Annotated in this window: 17 protein-coding genes; 4 read left to right on the top strand and 13 right to left on the bottom strand. The window is 62.0% G+C overall.

Annotated features, from left to right (window positions below):
* Position 1 precedes the first annotated feature (1 nt).
* The 12 genes from visN to RLCC275e_RS01520 all read right to left on the bottom strand — a co-directional run bounded on the left by visN (position 2) and on the right by RLCC275e_RS01520 (position 11,489).
* Positions 2–748: a transcriptional regulator VisN gene (visN, locus tag RLCC275e_RS01575; RefSeq protein WP_033181580.1), complete on the bottom strand. Its 747-nt coding sequence runs from the start codon at positions 746–748 to the stop codon at positions 2–4.
* Between the two features lie 447 nt (positions 749–1,195).
* The gene (fliF, locus tag RLCC275e_RS01570; RefSeq protein WP_003556492.1) at positions 1,196–2,887 is read right to left on the bottom strand and encodes a flagellar basal-body MS-ring/collar protein FliF; all 1,692 of its coding nucleotides are present in this window, start codon (positions 2,885–2,887) and stop codon (positions 1,196–1,198) included.
* A gap of 187 nt (positions 2,888–3,074) precedes the next feature.
* Positions 3,075–3,464 carry a chemotaxis protein CheT gene (gene cheT / locus RLCC275e_RS01565; protein ID WP_003545510.1) on the bottom strand — a complete coding sequence of 130 codons (390 nt, stop codon included), beginning with the start codon at positions 3,462–3,464 and terminating at the stop codon, positions 3,075–3,077.
* A gap of 16 nt (positions 3,465–3,480) precedes the next feature.
* Complete coding sequence (gene cheD / locus RLCC275e_RS01560) at positions 3,481–4,035, bottom strand: chemoreceptor glutamine deamidase CheD (RefSeq protein WP_033181579.1); 555 nt, start codon at positions 4,033–4,035, stop codon at positions 3,481–3,483.
* Positions 4,032–4,421, bottom strand: coding sequence for a response regulator (locus RLCC275e_RS01555; protein WP_003556488.1), 390 nt, complete (start codon positions 4,419–4,421; stop codon positions 4,032–4,034). The genes cheD and RLCC275e_RS01555 overlap by 4 nt, the downstream gene beginning before the upstream one ends.
* A complete protein-coding gene (gene cheB, locus RLCC275e_RS01550) occupies positions 4,422–5,465 on the bottom strand; it encodes a protein-glutamate O-methylesterase CheB (RefSeq protein WP_003556486.1) in 1,044 nt (347 codons plus the stop codon).
* Positions 5,462–6,370, bottom strand: a complete 909-nt coding sequence (gene cheR / locus RLCC275e_RS01545) for a protein-glutamate O-methyltransferase CheR (RefSeq protein ID WP_003556484.1) — start codon at positions 6,368–6,370, stop codon at positions 5,462–5,464. The genes cheB and cheR overlap by 4 nt, the downstream gene beginning before the upstream one ends.
* Positions 6,367–6,834: a chemotaxis protein CheW gene (locus RLCC275e_RS01540; RefSeq protein ID WP_012756045.1), complete on the bottom strand. Its 468-nt coding sequence runs from the start codon at positions 6,832–6,834 to the stop codon at positions 6,367–6,369. The genes cheR and RLCC275e_RS01540 overlap by 4 nt, the downstream gene beginning before the upstream one ends.
* A 4-nt stretch (positions 6,835–6,838) precedes the next feature.
* Entirely contained in the window at positions 6,839–9,121 is a 2,283-nt protein-coding gene (locus tag RLCC275e_RS01535) for a chemotaxis protein CheA (protein ID WP_033181578.1), read from the bottom strand.
* A gap of 17 nt (positions 9,122–9,138) precedes the next feature.
* Complete coding sequence (gene cheY1 / locus RLCC275e_RS01530; RefSeq protein WP_003545492.1) at positions 9,139–9,504, bottom strand: chemotaxis response regulator CheY1; 366 nt, start codon at positions 9,502–9,504, stop codon at positions 9,139–9,141.
* A complete protein-coding gene (locus RLCC275e_RS01525) occupies positions 9,501–9,797 on the bottom strand; it encodes an STAS domain-containing protein (RefSeq protein WP_003545491.1) in 297 nt (98 codons plus the stop codon). The genes cheY1 and RLCC275e_RS01525 overlap by 4 nt, the downstream gene beginning before the upstream one ends.
* A gap of 63 nt (positions 9,798–9,860) precedes the next feature.
* The gene (locus tag RLCC275e_RS01520) at positions 9,861–11,489 is read right to left on the bottom strand and encodes a globin-coupled sensor protein (protein WP_033181577.1); all 1,629 of its coding nucleotides are present in this window, start codon (positions 11,487–11,489) and stop codon (positions 9,861–9,863) included.
* Between the two features lie 693 nt (positions 11,490–12,182).
* On the opposite strand from RLCC275e_RS01520, the gene RLCC275e_RS01515 reads away from it, so the two are divergent.
* Positions 12,183–13,604 (top strand): ArnT family glycosyltransferase, encoded by a 1,422-nt coding sequence (locus RLCC275e_RS01515; protein ID WP_033181576.1) that lies wholly within the window; start codon positions 12,183–12,185, stop codon positions 13,602–13,604.
* A gap of 81 nt (positions 13,605–13,685) precedes the next feature.
* Here the strand turns inward: RLCC275e_RS01515 and RLCC275e_RS01510 are convergent, their stop codons facing one another.
* Positions 13,686–13,985 (bottom strand): helix-turn-helix transcriptional regulator, encoded by a 300-nt coding sequence (locus tag RLCC275e_RS01510; RefSeq protein WP_033181575.1) that lies wholly within the window; start codon positions 13,983–13,985, stop codon positions 13,686–13,688.
* A 34-nt stretch (positions 13,986–14,019) separates the two neighbouring features.
* Between RLCC275e_RS01510 and ybaL the strand changes: the two genes are divergently transcribed.
* The 3 genes from ybaL to secD all read left to right on the top strand — a co-directional run bounded on the left by ybaL (position 14,020) and on the right by secD (position 18,908).
* Positions 14,020–15,840 (top strand): YbaL family putative K(+) efflux transporter, encoded by a 1,821-nt coding sequence (gene ybaL / locus RLCC275e_RS01505; protein WP_033181574.1) that lies wholly within the window; start codon positions 14,020–14,022, stop codon positions 15,838–15,840.
* A gap of 54 nt (positions 15,841–15,894) precedes the next feature.
* Positions 15,895–16,275, top strand: a complete 381-nt coding sequence (locus RLCC275e_RS01500; protein ID WP_033181573.1) for a hypothetical protein — start codon at positions 15,895–15,897, stop codon at positions 16,273–16,275.
* Between the two features lie 83 nt (positions 16,276–16,358).
* Positions 16,359–18,908: a protein translocase subunit SecD gene (gene secD, locus RLCC275e_RS01495; protein WP_033181572.1), complete on the top strand. Its 2,550-nt coding sequence runs from the start codon at positions 16,359–16,361 to the stop codon at positions 18,906–18,908.
* The last annotated feature ends 122 nt before the right edge of the window (positions 18,909–19,030 follow it).

Below are 19,030 nucleotides of genomic sequence, written 5' to 3'. Positions count from 1 at the left end.
CCTATACCAGATTATTGCGGACGGCGAAGGCAATGGCCTCGGACCGGGTCTTGGTCGCCGTCTTGCGCATCACGCTGGTGATGTAGTTGTTGATGGTATTGCGGGATATTCCAAGAATCATCGCGATCTCGTCGCTCGTCTTGCCCTCGGCGATCCAGAACAGGCATTCCAGCTCGCGGTCGGTCAAATCGAAATCGCGATCGACCTTCGTACCGCCGCAGCGAAGGAAGCTCGCGACATAACCTGCAAGCAGGCCGACATCGCGCAGGCGCTCCGGCGAAAGGATGAACCCCTCGCCGAACAGAAACATCAAGGCCAGCCGCGACCGGCCGACATTGAAGGTCACCGAACAATATTGGCGGCTGGCGCCATCCGGAACCTCGGCACTGTCAGGCAGAAGAGCAAAATTCGGCTGGAAGACCTGCATGCATTTTTCCAGCTCGGTCGATCGGGCATAGCCGCGGACCAGATCATTGGCGATGTCCCTGACCAGGTCGAAAGGCCAGTCAGACGAAACGATGAAATCGAGGCCACTTTCCTGGAGGAGATCGCAGCGCGCCAGAAGGTAGTACGAAGCACCCACGTAGTCCGTCAGTGCGCGCAGACCAGACTGCAACCTGCCGGTGCTGGCGACGCCGTGGAGGCGCTGGAGCAGCTCATCGCGCGGCAACAAATCCGGCACCACCGCACTCGCGAAATTCGCCATCTGCCTCTCGCCTTTGCTCGCCTGAATTACATTCATATCCATTGGCAATGTCCTGCGGCTGAGAAACGACCGAACTCGGTGCAACAGCAATTTTTCTGTAAGGGATTCAAGTCAAGTTCCGCTCGAATCCCATTTCGAATCACCCAAGGGTAAGCCAGTCGATGCAAATCACCATCTCCGACTTCTAGGGATTTACTTTCGCTGTCGCCAATGCACTGATTCGACCGCTCGTTCCAGCCTTCAAGATACAGGGAGGCTAAGGTGATTCTGGCGGCATCGCAACTTGCTTCGCGTTTTACGCGAATCCATCTCATCATGTCGCGCTACAGCCGCATTTCACTGGTCGGGTCTATCGTCTTATTCGAATTCCCGACCGTGATTGTCATGGCGGGTCTCTCGCATCTCCAGTCACGGCTTTTCAGCAAACAGCGGTTAGGGAATCAAGCTTCGGTACCGACATGAAAAAAGGCCGGTTGCCCGGCCTTTGTTTTACGCTGCTTCGTCGATCGCCCATTTCCTGAGGATTTTCGCGGCGCGTTCCTCGTTGATCTCGACCATACGGGAAAGCTTGCGTTCCGGGCCTTCCTTGACGCGCCGATTGAAGTTTCCATCGTCGTCGCCGAGGCTGAGCAGGTCCTCGGTACTGTCGAAGCCGAAGTCGGACCCGAAGCCGTCCATGAGAGCGCCTCCGGGCGCGCCCGATGCAGGCGCGAAGTCCGGAAGCTCGAGGCCGGCTGCTTCTGGCGTCGCGTCGCCGAAAGCCGCGGAGCTGCCGTTACCGCTGACGCTGCGCACCAGAGGCCGCAGGCCCATCCAGACCACCACGAAGGCGACCGCGACAAAGGCGAGCGAGTTGATGATGCCGGCAAGATTGCGGCTCAGCATATCCATGACGCGGACACCACCGGTGGCGTCTTCGAGCAGCTGATTTTCGAGGAAGTCCATGGCCGTGACGGTGACGACGTCGCCGCGCTTGGCGTCGATGCCGGCCGCCGAAGCGACGATCTTCTGCATTTCGGCAAGATAGGCGTCGACCTTGGTCTGGTCGGCGGGCTCGCCGACCATCTTGGCGATGCGGCCCTTGTTGACCACCACGGCAATCGAAAGCTTTTCGACCTTATAGCTGTTGCGGGTCGTCGCCGTCGTCTTGCTGTTGATTTCGTAGTTGGTCTGCTCTTCGCGCTTGTCGGACTTGTCCTGCGATTCAGGCCCGGCGGAACCGCCGGCTTCGGGCGCTGCCTGCGGAATGTTCTGCTCGACCGTCGTCGCGCTGTCGGACTGCTTCTGCTGCGACTGCTGGGCTTCCTTCGTCGAGCGGACCGAGCGTTCGACCTTGGATTCGGGATCGTAGGTCGTTTCCTGGATCTGCTGGGCGTCGGTGTTGAGATCGGCGGTGACGCTGGAGCGGAAGTTGTCCATGCCGAGGAAGGGTGCCAGCGCCTTGTCGATGTTGGATTCGACTTCCTGCTGGACGTTCTGGACGATGTTGAGCGAGCGGTTCAGCGAGCTGTTGCTCGCCTCGTCGCCGGACGCGAGCAGCTGGCCGGCGGAATCGAGGATGGTCACGTCATCGACGTCAAGCCCCGGCACGGCCGAGGCGACGAGGTGGCGGATCGAGGTCGCTGCGCTGCGCCCGGTGGTAGCGCTTGCGCGAATCATGACGGAGGCGGTCGGTTTCTGCTCCGCCTTGCGGAAGTTTCCGACCTCCGGCATGACGATATGGACACGTGCGGCGGTGATGCCCGAGATCGACTGGATGGTGCGGGCGATTTCGCCTTCCAGCGCTCGAACCCGCGTCACCTCCTGCATGAAGGAGGTCAGGCCGAGGGAGCCGACATTGTCGAAGAGTTCGTAACCGGCATTGGCGCTGTTCGGCAGGCCGCGCTCGGCAAGCATCAGGCGGGCCTTGCCCGTCATCCCCGCGGGGACGCTGATGCTGGAGCCGTCCGTGCCGACCTGGAAATTGATGTTGGCTTCGGCAAGCGCCATGCTGATCTGATTGAGATCCGGCGAATCCAGACCGACATAGAGGGTTTCCTGTGCCGGCTTGTTGACGAAAAGAGCGGCCGCAAGGACGATTGCAATGGAAACGGCACCGACGCCTCCAAGAATCATCAGGCGTGTTCGGCCAAGGGAACCGAAGTTCTTAAAGATCTGAACTAATTGATTTAACAGATTCATTCTGTTCTCGCACGATCCGTCAAAGACAAAGCAGGCTTATTGCCTCATCAGACGAATAGTCGGCGAAACTTGTGCGAGCGTTTCGTGAGAGCGTGCGGGAGCGAAAAGGCCTAAAGTAATTCCAGCAAAAGTGCGCCGCGGTTTTGCGTCCGGAATTGCGCAAGAACAAGGAGAAAACGGAGACGTTCTAGAAGAAGTCGAAGTCGCCGGCTGCCTTGCTCAGTGGCTGGGAGTGGCCGTGGCGTGTGGCGCCGCCCAATGCCTTCTGCATCTCGGCCAGCTTGACGAGGCTGAGCGCGGTTGCGACGTCGACTGCCCAGCCGTGCGGGATTTCGCCGGTGATGGTGTCGATAAATTCGGCAAGGCCGCGCGATTTCTGCACGGCCAGATCGATGCCCTGCATGACCTTCATGGCATCCGGCGAATTCAGGATTTCGGCGCCGCCGATTTCGAGAAGCTGCGGCTCGATGCGCTCGATGAGATAGGCGACATCGTGCAGTTCGGACACGATGCGCATCAGGATGTCGCTCAGCGCTTCGACAGGCGCGGGCGGCTCCATCATCTGGGTAAATGTCATATGAAAATCCTCGCCATCAAAAAAATTCGATACTGGTTTCGACGGGCTTCGGCGGAGCGGCGGGGCGCTGCTCGAGAGCGACGGTTCTCTGCGTTTCGGCGCCGGTCAGGGGGTATTGCCGGGCACGACCGGAGACCGGCCAATATTCAAGCTTGCGTCCATGCTCTCCGCCGGTCGAGGAACCGACCACCGGAATGCCTTCATCCCTCAGGAACTGCACGGCGAAGGCCGCGTTCTGCTCACCGACATTGGAGAATGTCGAGATCGTCTTCGCGCCGCCGAAGATTTTTGCTTCCAGCCGGTCGCGCCGGGCGCCCTGCTTCAGGAGGCCGTTGATCAGCAGTTCCATCAGATGCACGCCGTAGCGCGTGGCATCGCCGCCTGAAGTCGGCGACGTCGCCGAACCGGGCAGCAGAAAGTGGTTCATGCCGCCGACACCGGCGACAGGATCTCTGAGGCACGCAGCCACGCACGAACCGAGAATGGTCGACAGGACCGCATTCGGATCGCTCAGAACCTTGTACTCGCCCTGAATGATGTGCACGCGGCGGACTGCCCCCTCAGTGATCATTTCAAGGCTCCAAACACGGCTTCGATAGCCGCTTTCATCTTCTCGATCGTGAACGGCTTGGCGAGCACGTTATTGGCGCCGAGCTGGGCCGCCTTCTGCACCAGTGCGCGGTCGCCCTGGGCGGTCAAGATGATGAAAGCCGCCTTCTTGGTGTTCGGGTTGGTGCGCACGGCCTGAAGGAAGCCGATGCCATCCATCTTCGGCATGTTGAAGTCCGAGATCACCAGGTGGTGCGGCTGCTCGGCCATGATCTTCATACCCTGCTCGCCGTCGCCGGCCGAGGTGATCTGCTTGAAACCGAGCTGGGTCAGCGCGTCGCTGAGCAGCAACCGGCTCGTTACCTGATCGTCGACGATCAGAACTTTGATTTTCTCCGCGATCGACATTTATTCGGTCCCTTCCTTTCGGGCGGCTGTCATTTTCAATATTTCTTCACCAATGGCAGACAGCGGCAGCTGCTGCTCAACGGCGCCAAGTTCGTGGGCAACCCTTGGCATTCCGTAAACGACACAGGTTTTTTCGTTCTGGCCGAGCGTTCTGGCGCCGGCGTGGCGCATTTTCAACAATCCGGCGGCGCCATCGCGGCCCATTCCGGTCAAAATCACGCCGACGGCATTACGGCCCGCCAGTTCCGCGACCGAATCGAATAGCACGTCCACCGAGGGGCGGTGACCGTTGACCGGTGCCCGATCAATGAGACGGCAGCACGGCGCTGAGGCGTTGCTGACCTGGAGGTGACGCTCGCCGCCGGGCGCCAGATAGATCTTGCCGATTTCGAGACGGGCACCGTCGGTCGCTTCCTGCACCACCGGCGCACAGAGGCGGTTCAGCCGTTCGGCGAAGCTCTTGGTGAAGGTCGGTGGCATATGCTGGGTGATGACGGTCGGCGGGCAATTCGCCGGAAATTTCTGCAGCACGGCAATCAGCGCCTCGACGCCGCCGGTCGACGAGCCGATCGCGACGATCTTGCGGCCGACGCGGAAATCGGCGACCGAGGGCGGAGGCGCGACGGCGGCAACAGGCTGGGAATACTGGCGCTGCGTGCGTGCGGCGGCCTTGACCTTCTCGGCAAGGTCGCCAAACGGCCTGAGTTCGCCCGGCGCCGGCTTGCCGACGCAGTCGAACGCGCCGATCTCCAGCGCCGCAAGCGTCGCCTCGGCGCCGCGATGGGTCATTGTGGATACCATGATCACCGGCATCGGCCGCAGCGTCATGATCTTTTCGAGGAAATCGAGACCGTTCATGTTCGGCATCTCGATGTCGAGCGTCAGGACGTCGGGGTTCAGCCGCTTGATCGCCTCTCGCGCTTCCAGAGCGTCGCCGGCCTGGCCAATGACGTTGACCTCGGGGTCGGAACTCAGCACGGCAGTGATCAACCCCCGCATCGTCGGCGAGTCGTCAACAACGAGAACCCTTGCCGGAGCGCTCATGCCTTCCTCCCGAGACCTTTGGTCGTATAGCGATAGGTCGTGATGCCGATATTGTCGAAGACGTGTTTTGCCTCGCCGGAAACCCGCTCGGAATGGCCGATATAGAGATGACCGCCCTCCGGCAGCAGCCCGGCGAAACGCTGCCAGATCTTCATCTGCGTCGGCTCGTCGAAATAGATGACGACATTGCGGCAGAAAATGACGTCGAACTTGCCCTTGAACGGCCATTGCGCCATCAGGTTCAGCTCGTTGTAGGTGATCAGGCGCTTGACGCGGTCGTCGACCTGGAACTTCCGGCGGCCCTGCACCTCGACTTCGCTGAACCATTGTTTGCGCATGGCCGGCGACACGGTTTCGAGCGCATTTTCGTCATAGGCGCCGGCCCGGGCGATTGCGAGGATCTTCGGGTCGATGTCGGTCGCCAGGATCTTGAAGTCGTAATCGGCGACATTCGGCATCAGCGACAGCACCGTCAGCGCAATCGAATAGGGTTCCTGCCCGTCGGAAGAGGCGGCCGACCAGATGCGCACCCTGCCGCCCGATCTCGCCCGCTGCAGAAGCTCCGGCAGGACATGGTCGCGCAGGTGATCGAAATGGTGGTTTTCGCGGAAGAAGCGGGTAAAATTGGTCGTCAGATGCGAAAGCATCTCGCGGCGCGGCGCAGCACCGGCCGGCGAAGCGACGAGGTCGCAATATTCCCGGAAGCCGGACAGGCCGAGATTGCGGATATGCTTCGACAAGCGCGAATAGACGAGCGACGCCTTCGTCTCGTTGAGGAAGATGCCGGCATCCGAATAGATCATCGCGGCGATCTCGGTGAGGTCGCGGCGCGTCAGCGGATATTCTCCGCTCGCCAGGACCTCGTCGGATCCCTGTCTCTGATCTTTTGCGCCCATTACACTCATGCGGCTTCGCTTTCGGTCTCTGGAAAGAGGGATTCGAGTTCGATCAGGCAGATCATTCGCTTCTCGATGGCGAGAATGCCGCGGGCAAATTGACGCTCGAGCTCGGAGGAGATCTCGGGCGTCGGCTGGATGGTTTCATCGGTCACCGTCAGAATATCGGAAACGGCGTCGACCAGGAGGCCGACGACCTTGCGCCGGACCTGGGCGACGATGATGACATGACGGGCAGTCGGATCGGCCGGCTTCATGCCGAGCCGCGCCGCAAGATCGATGATCGGCAACACCGCGCCGCGCAGGTTGATGACACCCAGCATATAGCCAGGCGAATGCGGCATCGCGGTCGCGGGGGTCCAGCCGCGGATTTCGCGAACCGACATGATGTTCACGCAAAATTCCTGATCCCCGATGCGGAACGCGATCAGCTCGCGATCCCCCTCGTTCAGATTTTTTACAGTGTACGACATTCCCTTAGCCCACCGCTGCTAACGACATTTCCGCTTTGAGCGACTGGCCGCGCGAGGCGCCGACGACCGCGTCGACATCGAGGATGAGAGCGACGCGCCCGTCACCGAGGATGGTGGCGGCGGCAATGCCCGGCACGTGGGTGTAGTTCGCTTCCAGGCTCTTGATGACCACCTGGCGCTGACCCTGGATGGCATCGACCATCAGGGCGCGCTGGCCGCCGCCTTCGGATTCCACCAGAAGCGCCACGCCTTCGACCGGATTGGCCTGGGTGGCGCGGAAGTTCAGGATGCGGCCGACATCGACCAGCGGGCAGAAGCTATTGCGGATCGAGATCAGTCGATGGTTGGCACCGAAGGAATGGATCGCGGCAGCTTCCGGCTGCAGGGTTTCGACGATTGCGGTCAGCGGCACGACCAGCGTCTGGCCGGCGACGGTGACCACCATGCCGTCGAGGACGGCGAGCGTCAGCGGCAGGCTCATGGTGAAGACCGAACCGTGGCCCGGCTTCGAGGTGATGTTGATGCGGCCGCCGAGCGCCTGGATCGAGCGCTTGACGACGTCCATGCCGACGCCGCGGCCGGAGATGTCGGAGATCTTGTCGGCCGTCGAGAAGCCCGGCAGGAAGATCAGATTGTCGATTTCCTCGTCCGACAGGTTGGAGTCGGCCGGGATGAGGTCGTTGTCGATCGCCTTCTGGCGGACCTTCTCGCGGTTGATGCCGGCGCCGTCGTCGGCAAGCTCGATCAGGATGCGTCCCGAACGATGCTTGGCGGTCAGGCGGACAGTGCCTTCGGTGTTCTTGCCGGCGGCCGCACGCTTTTCAGGGGTTTCGATGCCGTGGTCGACGGCATTGCGGATCATGTGGGTCAGCGGCTCGGCCAGCTTGTCGATGACCGTCTTGTCGACTTCGGTGTTTTCGCCTTCAGTGATAAGGCGGATCGACTTACCGGTCATGTCGGCGATTTCGCGGACGATACGCGACATGCGCTGGAACACCGGCTTCACCGGCTGCGCGCGGATCGCCATGACCGAGTCCTGGATCTCGCGGGTGAGCTGCTGCAGCTCCTCGAGGCCCATATTGATCGAGGAGGTGCCGGTCGTGTCGTTCTCGATGACGCTCTGCGACAGCATCGCCTGGTTGATGACCAATTCGCCGACGAGGTTGATCAGGCGGTCGACACGGTCGAGATCGACGCGGATCGTCTGGCCGGCACCGGCGGCATTGTTCTGGGCGGCAGCGCTTGCTGCGGCCGCTGCGGCGGCTGCCGATTCCTTCTTCTCGACACGGGCTGCGGCTGCGGCCATCTGCGTGACGTTGGAGGCAGTTTCGGCGGCGGCAACGGCGGCGGCCGTCTCTTCGGCCCGCGCGTCTGAGGCGGAAACCTCTTCCGTTGCGCCTGTCTCATCCAGGATCGACAGATCGAAGGGAACCGGCACCATCGGCAGTTCGTCGTTGCTGGTCGCGTCGGCCCTTGCTTCTTCGACCGGCTTCACCGTCAGTTCGCAATCCCACTCGGCGAATTCGAAGACGGTGCGGATGGCGTCCTCGCCCTTGTCCGTCTTGACCGTGACGTTCCAGAAGAAATAAGCGCCTTCCGGATCGAGTTCATCGAGGCCCGGCAGGTCATCCGTATTGCAATAGATGGTCATTTCGCCGACGCGCGAGAGATCGCGCAGCAGCAGGGTGGCGTCATTGCCCTTGGAATAGAGTTCGTAGCGCGGCTTGAAGATGACTTCATAGGCCGGCATGTCGCCCGCATCGCCCTCGCCGCCAAAATCGTCGAAGGAAAAGGGGACTGGTTGAAAGCCGCTGTCGTCCGTCGGTTTGGGGGTCGGCGCCGGAGCGGCCTTTGCGGCGGCCTTCGGCGCAGGCGCCTCGACTGACGCCGAGGGAGACGGCATTTCACCGTTGGCCAGCGCCTCGAGCTCCCTGACGAGGCCGCGGCTGCGGCTTTCATCGACGCTGCCGCCGTCGCGTGCAACGTTCGTCAGGTCGGCGAGCACGTCAGCCGACTTCAGCATCACCTTCAGGACGTCCTGGTTCGGCTCAAGCTTGTTGGATCGAACGCAATCGAGAGTGGTCTCGAAAACATGGGCGAAGGCTACCAGATCGTCAAGGCCGAAGGCACCGGCGCCGCCCTTGATCGAATGCACGGCACGGAACACCGCATTGACGGTTTCCGGATCGCGATCGCCATCATTCATTTTCAGAAGACCGGATTCCAACTCTGCGAGCTGTTCCTCGCACTCCTGGAAAAAGATCTCTTTGATTTCGTTCATATCCATCGGAGCAAATCCTGGGTTTAAGCGGTTACACGCTCAATGGCATCGATCAGCTTGGCCGGGTCGAAAGGCTTGACGATCCAGCCCGTGGCACCGGCCTGGCGGGCGCGGTTCTTCTTTTCCGCGTCGCTTTCGGTGGTCAGGACCAGGATCGGGATCGCCCGATATTTCTCGTTGCGGCGGACACCTTCGATGAAGCCGAAACCGTCGAGGCGCGGCATGTTGATGTCGGTCACGATGACGTCGGGATTGGACTCTTCGAGAACCTCGAGGCCCTCGATGCCGTCTTCCGCCTGGATCGTCTCGAAGCCGGCATTGTTCAGCGTCACGAGAAGCATGTTTCGGATGGTGCGGGAATCATCCACGGTCAGCACTTTTTTCTTCATTGCCGAATCTCCTTGGCAAGCAGGTGGTCAATATTGACGCCAACCAGCTGCATGGTTTTCTGAAATGCGTCGGACACCTTGGAGAAGGTGAACGGCTGCTTGTCCTGCTCCCAGGTCTTCTCGGCGGACATCAGAACCTGGGCGCAAAGCGCACCGATCCGTTCGACGCCGGAAGCGTCTATCGAAAGACCGCTACCCCGGAGGGAGAGGAGTTTATCGCGCAAGGCGGAAGCCTCGTTGAGGTCGAGCACCGCTGTCAAATCCAGCGTTTTGCCACTCTTCTTTGCTGCCATCAGCTTTTCCTTGTCCCCTTGTCCCCGGCCCGAAAAGACGAGCTGAGGCAATCATCCGATAGGTTAGTAAACATTCCGCCCACCTCCGACGCTTGCGAACGCCTGCTGAAGGCCAAAATCGTCATTTTCGTATTCGTCCACGACCGGTGCCGGGCCGGTCGCGCCCTCAAGGGCGCGCGGCGGTGTCACGCGCACCGGCGTCGGGCGCCCGGCAGTGGCGTTTTCCCGGGCGATGCGGAATTCGCGAATCGTCTGGCCGAGCTCGAGAATGACGCTGTGGAGGTGGTCGGCGCCTTGCGCCGAGCGCTCCGCCAGGCCGGCGCTATCGGCCACCTCGCCACCCAGGCCCTTGACGTCTGATGTCACGCTGTCGAGGCTTGCGGCATGTTCGCCGGTTCGGGTGGCGATGCCTGCGATGGCGGCGTTGATGTCGGTGACCTGGCGCACGATGCTGCCGATCGAATCCTGTGTGCGGCCGACCATCTGCACGCCGGCGTCGACCTGCGCCTTGGTCGTCGTCACCAGTGTCTTGATCTCGCGGGCGGCTTCGGCCGAGCGCTGGGCAAGGGCGCGGACTTCCTGGGCGACGACGGCAAAACCGCGGCCGGAATCGCCGGCGCGAGCAGCTTCGATGCCGGCATTCAGCGCCAGAAGATTGGTCTGGAAGGCGATCTCGTCGATCGCGCCGATGATCTGGCCGATCTTTTCGGCCGACTGCTCGATATCGGCCATGGCGCTGATCGCGCGGCCGACAACTTCACCGCTTTCCTCGACGGCGGCGCGCGTCGTGGCGGCCGCCTGTTCGGCAGCGCGGCTGTCGGCAGCACCGTTGCGCACACTGCCGGCAATGCCGGCAAGGGCGGCGGCGGAAAGCTGCAGCCGATCGGCCTGGCCGGAAGCGGTGCCGGCGAACTGCCGCGACAGACCGGCAAGCGAGCCCGTCGCCGCTTCGGCCTTGACCGTGCGCTCGGTGATGGCGGTGAATTCGGCCTGGAGGCCATCCAACGCACCGTTCAGTGCGGCGGCGATCCCGGCATAGGCGCCGTCGACGGGCGCGCGTCGCGTCAGGTCGCGTGCGGAAAGACCGTCGATGACATCGCCGAAGATCCGGGCGATCTCGGCCTCGTTGTCGGCGCGCTGCTCGGCAAGCGCGCGCTGTTCCCCGGCGCGCAGTGCATTGAAGCGGAGCGAGACAGCAATTTCCACATCGACCATGACGATGCGGATGATCGCCGTCATCAGGTCGGAGATTTCGCGGGTGCGGCGCTTGGCCGACGGCAGCAGTGGACGGCCGGCGATCTGCTCGGCGAGGCCGGAAACAACATGCTCCAGCATGACGCCATGGCCGGCCACGTGCCAGCGCGGGTCAAGACCCATCTTGCTTTCGGTATCGGAGAGCACCTTGACGCGCTCGGCATAGAGGCTGTCGAACCGTGCATCCGTCAGCACGTCCCAATGCGAGGACTGCAGATCGTGCAGACGCTCGACTTGGCGTTCGCTCTCGAAATTGCGCGAGGCGTCGGGGAATGACTGGAACCGGTGGAAGAGATCCCTGAGGCCCGCCTTCAGATGCGCTTCGAGCGCCGGCCGGTTACGGCGCACCAGCTCGCACTGGTCGGCATCGAGACCGGCAAAGCGCAGGCGGTCGCGCAAGCTGCCTGCCTGCGCTCCACGAGCCTGATCTGATGGCATGTCCTGCCTCAACGCCTGTCCCCAACCACTTTCCGGGCGAAAGCCCGGCCAAAAACTTGTGCAGCATCCGATGAACGCGAAGCGTTGAGACGGTCCTCACCACCGGTTACAACCGGCGGAGCGAAGCCCCCTGATCAGCTATGTTTCGGAGCTGTCTGAAGAGATGGATACCGGATCAACCCGGTACGGCGGGACGGCGTCATGCCTGGTGGGAACGAGTGCATCTTCCCATTCCGACGTATAGACCAATGTTTATGGTTAATTCCTTGCTTGAAGGTTAATAAGCCTTTCGGAGAACAGGCTTTTCAAGCAATTCGAGGCAGTTCGCAGCAAATACTGTTGCGGAGTTGCATGGCTGCTACAAGGCACACGCAAGCTCCGTGTTATATGCCGGTGGATAACCAAGACATGACGTCGACAAGGACAGAGCAATGATTGTTCTCGGATTGGGTGCCTGCTTGATTGCAATGACGCTGCTTGCAGCCGTCGCACGCCTCGATTCCATCGCCGCAAACCGCGACATCCGCGCCCTTCGGGTGTTCTAAACGCGTCGCAATCTTTCAGATAGGCTCCTCGTGCTTTAACGCTGCACAGTTTTGCGCGACATGCTTTAGAGCCACCCTTCCCCGTTGGCAGTCCGGCACCTTTGGTGTATCGCACTCGCGCCTTTCATGTCAGCGGAACTATCGGTTCATGTCCCCCAGATCTGGTCTCCTCATCGTTCTTGGCTTCACGCTCTGGCGCGTCGTCATGCTCAATTTCGATACGACGGACCTTTTCGTCGACGAGGCGCAGTACTGGTTCTGGTCGCAAAACCTCGACCTCGGCTATTATTCCAAGCCGCCGATGATTGCGTGGGTGATCCGGGCGATGACCGAGCTTTCCGGCTCCAACGCCATCTATTGGATCAGGCTGCTCGGACCGCTGATCCACATGGCGGCGGCACTGGTGCTGATGAAGACGGCAAAACGTTTCGTCGGGCCGGAGATCGAAGGCTGGACAGGCGCCACCTACATCACCCTCCCGGGCGTCGCGCTGTCTTCGGTGTTCTTCTCGACCGACGTGATCCTGCTGTTCTTCATCGCGATCGCGCTGCTTGCCTATTTCGGCTTGACGCAGCGGCGCTCGGTTGGGCTGGCGCTCGTCATGGGCCTTGGCGTCGGCCTCGCCTTCCTGACGAAGTATGCCGTGCTGTTCGTCGTTCCGGGCGGCGCGATTGCCCTCCTCCTCATTCCGGCGGCGCGCATCGCCATCCGGGATTTCATCATCGCAGTCGCGGTCGCGGCGGTCGTCGCCTTGCCGAACCTCTGGTGGAACCTGCAGCACGACAACACGACGGTGCGCCATACCCAGGACATCGCCCATTGGAGCGAACTCGGCATCAATCTCCGTCGCGGGCTTGAATTTTTCTCCGCCCAATTCGGCGTCGTCGGGCCGATCATCTTCTTCGCGATGCTCTGGGCGGTCTATCGCATGATCAAGGGCATGAGCGACGACCGCGAGAAGATGCTGGTCTGGCTGTCGATGCCGGTCGTCGTGCTCATCACGCTGCAGGCAACGGTCGCCAAGGCCTATGCCAACTGGGCGGTGACCGCCTATGTCGCCGGCACCATCCTTGCCGTCTGGCTGCTTTACCTGAAGTGGCCGAAGGGGCTCAGGCTGTCGCTGACCATCAACGGCATCGCCAGCCTGCTCTTTCCGCTGGCGACGATTTTTCCGCATCAGTTGCTGCTGCCGAACGGCGACGCGCTGATGAAGCGCTATCTCGGCCGCGCCGAGGTCAGCCGCGAGGCCGCCGCACTCGCAGCTCAGGCCGGCACCGACATCATCGTCACCGACAATCGCGATATGGTCGCCGATCTCTTCTATACGCTGCGCGATGCATCCTACCGGATCTATGCGCGGGCGCCGGCGGGCCTTCCGGAGAGCTATTACGAGCAGGAATTCGCTCTGCCCGCCGACATCACCGGCAAGGTGCTTTTCCTGACGGACGGGGCCTTCACCTGCGCCACCGAGACGCCCGAGGTGCTGAAGAACTGGCAGCCGACGGAAGGCAACTACAAGGGCAAGACGCTTTCCATCTACAAGGTCTCTGCCGCCTGCCTGGCGCCCTGAGCGTGTTCAGTCTGCCCAATGACAACACCAAGCCTCTTTTCAGAGGCGCAACGCAGTAACACTTTGAATTGCTGCATCATTTTATGCAGTCGGCAGGTAAACACCGGTGCCTGCCCCTTCGATCTCCACGAATTTGACGCCGCCTTCCTCGAAGGCGAGGCGCAGTTGCGCTTCCGTCGCGCGGTGGATGTCGTGGTGCCGGCCTTCATAATCGCGGATGGTGCTGCGCGAGACGGCAGCCCTTTCGGCAAGATCGGTTTGAGTCCAGTCGAGCAGGCCGCGCGCCGCGCGGCAGAGAGCGGGAGTGAGAATTGTTTCTCTTGCGCCTTGACCCATGATTTCAAGTTGCCCATATTGGTCGATATAGACCATATATGTCATATTACGAACGGGATTTCCAGATCGGGAGACAGCGATGCCACACGATACGCCCTTGATTTCGACAATCGTCGGCGGCCTCGTGCTGGCTTTCATCTTCGGCGCCTTCGCCCATCGGCTGCGGATGCCGCCGCTCGTCGGCTATCTGATCGCCGGCGTGCTCGTCGGACCACATACGCCAGGTTATGTGGCAGATCAGAACCTTGCGCCGGAGCTGGCCGAAATCGGCGTCATCCTGCTGATGTTCGGCGTCGGGCTGCATTTCTCCCTGAAAGACCTGCTGTCGGTGCGCGGCATCGCCGTGCCCGGCGCGATCGTGCAGATCGCTTTTGCGACATTGCTCGGCTGGGGGCTCGGCGCCTTCATGGGCTGGCCGACCGGCGGCAGCCTGGTCTTCGGCCTGGCGCTTTCGGTCGCTTCCACCGTCGTGCTCTTGAAGGCGCTGCAGGAGCGGCGCCTTGTCGAGACCGAGCGCGGCAGGATCGCCGTCGGCTGGCTGATCGTCGAGGATCTCGCCATGGTGCTGGCGCTGGTGCTGATCCCGGCCGCAGCCAGCATCGGCGGTGAGGGTCACGCTCCCGTCGAGCCGCTCTCAGCCGCGCTCAGCCGCCTGTTCGGCCTCGATCTCGGCATCGGTGGCATGATTGCCATGACGCTGGTGAAGGTGGCGCTGTTCGTGGCGCTGATGCTGGTCTTCGGCCGCAAGCTCATTCCCTGGACGATGCATCGCATCGCCCATACCGGTTCGCGAGAACTCTTCCGGCTCGGCGTGCTGGCGATCGCGCTCGGCGTCGCCTTCGGGGCGGCGAAGCTCTTCGGCGTGTCGCTGGCGCTCGGCGCCTTCTTTGCCGGCATGGTGCTTGCCGAAAGCGAGCTCAGCCATCGCGCCGCACAGGAAAGCCTGCCGCTGCGGGACGCCTTCGCCGTGCTGTTCTTCGTCTCGGTCGGCATGCTGTTCGATCCGAACATCCTGATCGACAAGCCGCTGCCGATCCTCGCCACCATCTTCATCATCGTCATCGGCAAGTCCGTCGCCGCGCTGCTCATCGTGCTCGCCTTCAAGAAGCCGCTCAGTACGGCGCTGACGATTTCGGCCAGCCTCGGCCAGATCGGCGAATTCTCCTTCATCCTCGCCGCCCTCGGCGTCGAACTGGGGCTGCTGCCGGAGGAAGGCCGCGATCTGATCCTTGCCGGCGCCATCATCTCGATCATCCTCAATCCGCTACTGTTCTTCCTCTGTGACCGCATGCGGCCGCTGCTGGATGGTGCAAAGCGCGAAGACGTCGCGGCAGACCCTGCTCCCGCTGCAGATGCAATAGCAGCGCCGGAGGAGATACCGCCCGAAGATGACGAGGTGCACCCGACCGCTCTCCGCGGCCACGCCATTCTCGTCGGCTACGGGCGGGTTGGCAGCATCGTCGGGCAGAATCTCAAGTCGTCAGCCACACCTTTTCTCGTCATCGAGGACTCCGACAAGCGCATCGGCGAGCTGAAGGCGCAGGGTATCGAAACTCTGGCGGGCAATGCGGTGATGCGGGAAACCCTCGACCTTGCCAATCTTTCCGGCGCCCGCAGCATTGCCATCGCCATCCCCAACGCCTTCGAAGCCTGCCGCATCGCCGAGCAGGCACGCAGCGTCAATCCATCGATCCTCATCGTCGCCCGCGCCCATTCTGACGCAGAGGTCGATGAGCTGAGGCAATATGGCGCCGACACCGTCATCATGGGTGAGCGTGAAATTGCGCTTGGCATGGTTGACCGGCTCGCCCAAGTGCATCATGAGAGTGTGCCCTATGAAGACAGCCATGGGCCTGATACAATTGCCCCGACGGATGACCCTCCGCCGGAAAGAGAATGAGAGATTGGCGCGCTTTTGAGCCGATACGGGAGTGACATCGCCGGGACGGAGAAGATGGAGCTGGAACAGCGCCGTCTGACGAGCCGTATCGCCGCTTCCCTCCTCGTCGCCATCCTTGCCTATCTCGGCCTGCTTTTCGGCGGCAATCTGGTGATCTCCCCGGCGGCCACCGCCAATACGCTTTCCTCTTCCGATCGGGATTCGCAGCCGCCGCAGCTGACTGCGCGCGATGCCGTGCGCGGGCTGCTTGCCACTGAACGCAGGCTTGCACCGAAGCAGGCGGCGCATGACGCCGGACCGCTTGCCCTTGCCGCCGCCCCGGTTGTCGATTTTTCCGGCTGGACCATAGCCGCGCCTTTTCCGGCATTTGAAGCCTCGCTTCATGCCGCAGTCTCCAGGACCCATCAGCCGCGCGCACCGCCGGTCGCTGCCTGACGCTCGCGCCGATCGGCGCTTCCGACCATTGACGACATGCCGCCAGCGCCCGAGCGCCGGCCCTCGATATCAAGGAATACAACATGCGTACTTCACGATGGCTGGTGGTCACCTATTCGGTGATCATCCTACTCGGCCTATTGATCGCCCTGCCGAACGTCCTGCCGCAATCCGTCCTCCAGCGCGTGCCGGCCTGGCTGCCGCATGAGCAGGTGTCACTCGGCCTCGACCTTCGCGGCGGTTCGCACCTCGTTCTGGAAGTCGACGAAGCCGACCTGACCAAGGAGCGGCTGCAATCGCTGCTTCAGGACGCGCGCCGCGTGCTGCGCGAAAAGGGCATTCAGCCGAAGGCCGTGGTCCGCAGCCAGAACCAGATCGTCGTGACGCTTGCCGATGCCGCGCAGAGCGATGCTGCCGTCACCGAACTCAAGACGCTTGCCAACCCGATCAGCACCGGCCTCAGCGCCGGCCAGGCTGATCTGGCCGTCACCGCAAACGGCGCCACCATCACCGTCGGCTTCTCGCCGGCCGGTATCTCCGCCAATGTCGACAATGCCGTCCAGCAAAGCCTTGAAGTCATCCGCCAGCGCGTCGACCAGGTCGGCGTCTCCGAGCCGACTATCCAGCGCATCGGCGCCAATCGCGTGCTCGTCCAGCTTCCGGGCGCGCAGGATCCGTCACGCCTGCGCGAACTTCTCGGCTCCACCGCCAAGATGTCGTTCCACATGCTGTCGCCGAACAATGCGCCCGGCCCCGGCGTGACCATGCTGAAGGACGATGAAGGCCGTTCCTTTCCGGTCCTCGACCGCGTCGAAATCTCCGGCGACCGCCTTTCGGATGCCCGCGTCAGCTTCGACCCGAACACACATGAGCCAATCGTCAGCTTCCGCTTCGACAGCGCCGGCGCCAGCCGCTTTGCCGAGATCACCCGCCAGAACGTCGGCAATCCCTTCGCCATCGTCCTTGACGACAAGGTGCTGAGCGCGCCTGTTATCCGCGAGCCGATCACCGGTGGTTCCGGCCAGATCTCCGGCAGTTTCTCGGCCGATAGCGCCACGACGCTGGCCGCCATGCTGCGCGCCGGCGCCCTGCCCGCCAAGCTGACGGTCATCGAAGAGCGCACCGTCGGCGCCGACCTCGGAGCCGATGCCATCAAGATGGGCATTTATTCCGGCATCGTCGGCTTTGTGCTCGTCGCAGTCTTTATCTTCGTTCTCTATGGCACCTGGGGCTTCCTGGCGAATATCGCGCTGTTGATCCACACGATCCTGACCTTCTCGGCGCTAACGCTGGTTGGTGCGACGCTGACGCTGCCGGGCATTGCCGGTGTCGTTCTCGGCATCGGCCTTGCGGTCGACGCCAACGTTCTCATCAACGAGCGCATCCGCGAAGAAACGCGCAAGGGCAAGAGCGCCTTCGCCGCCATCGATACCGGTTTCCGCCGCGCCTATTCGACCATCATCGACGGCAACATGACGGCCCTGATCGCTGCGGCCATCCTGTTCTTTTTCGGCTCCGGGCCGGTTCGTGGCTTTGCCGTGACCATGGCGCTCGGCCTGATCATCTCGATGTTCACATCGGTCGCCTTCGTGCGGGTGGCGATGATCGAGATCACTCGCCGCCGCAAGCTCAAGGTGCTGAACATCAGGCCGTTGATCCCGTTCAGCCCCTATGACAAGCACATCGAGTTCATGAAGGCGCGCTTCTTCGGCGTCACCGTCTCGGCCCTGCTTTCGATTGCCTCCGTCGTGCTCTTCATTCATCCGGGCCTCAACTACGGCGTCGATTTCCGCGGCGGCATCCAGATGGCCGTCAAGACCCAGGGCGCGGCCGATCTTGCGAAGTTCCGCGAAGGTCTTGATAGTCTCGGCCTCGGCGAAATCACTCTGCAGTCCTTCGGCGACAAAAGCAGCATTCTCGTTCGCGCTCAACGGCAGGAAGGCGGCGAAGAGGCACAGACGGCAGCGGTAACCAAGCTGAAGGCCGAAGTCACCAAGATCGATCCGACCGCCACCATCGAAGGCACCGACGTCATCGGCCCGAAGGTCAGCGGCGAGCTTGCCTGGGCCGGTATCCTGTCGGTGGTGATCGCAAGCTTCGCGATGCTCATCTACATCTGGGTGCGGTTCGAATGGCCGTTTGCCGTCGGCGCCATCGTCACGTTGGTGCTCGACGTCACAAAGGCGATCGGGTTCTTCGCGATCACCGGTCTCGACTTCAATCTGACGGCGATCGCCGCCATTCTGACGCTTGTCGGTTATTCGGTGAACGACAAGGTCGTCGTCTATGACCGCATGCGCGAAAATATGCGGCTTTATAAGTCGATGCCGCTGCGCGAGATCATCGACAAGTCGATCAACGAGACCCTGGCGCGGAGCCTTTACACCAATGCGACGGCCTTCCTCGCACTGGTGCCGATGGCGATCTGGGGCGGTAGTGCTGTCTCGAGCTTCGCGATCCCGATGGTCTTCGGCATTCTCGTGGCCGGCGCCTCGTCGATCTTCATCGCGGCACCCATCCTGCTCTTCCTCGGCGACTGGCGCCGCCGCCATGCCAAGGCGGCATCGGCAACCGATACGGCCGTCGAGATCATTCCGCCGGAACAGGGTCGCCCGCGCAAGTCCGCGAGCTAAGATCCCGTTGACGCATCCTTGATAGGGCGCCGGTTGCAGAGCCGGCGCCCTCTTTCTATTGTCGACTACTGCATTATGTTCCAATTCAAGGTGTTACAGCGTCCTTCGCGCGTCTGAAAGGA

The sequence above is a fragment of the Rhizobium brockwellii genome (genome assembly GCF_000769405.2).
GTDB classification, from domain to species: domain Bacteria; phylum Pseudomonadota; class Alphaproteobacteria; order Rhizobiales; family Rhizobiaceae; genus Rhizobium; species Rhizobium brockwellii.
The sequence above is the reverse complement of the archived record's forward strand: the minus strand, read 5'-3'. Positions and strand labels throughout refer to the sequence as shown.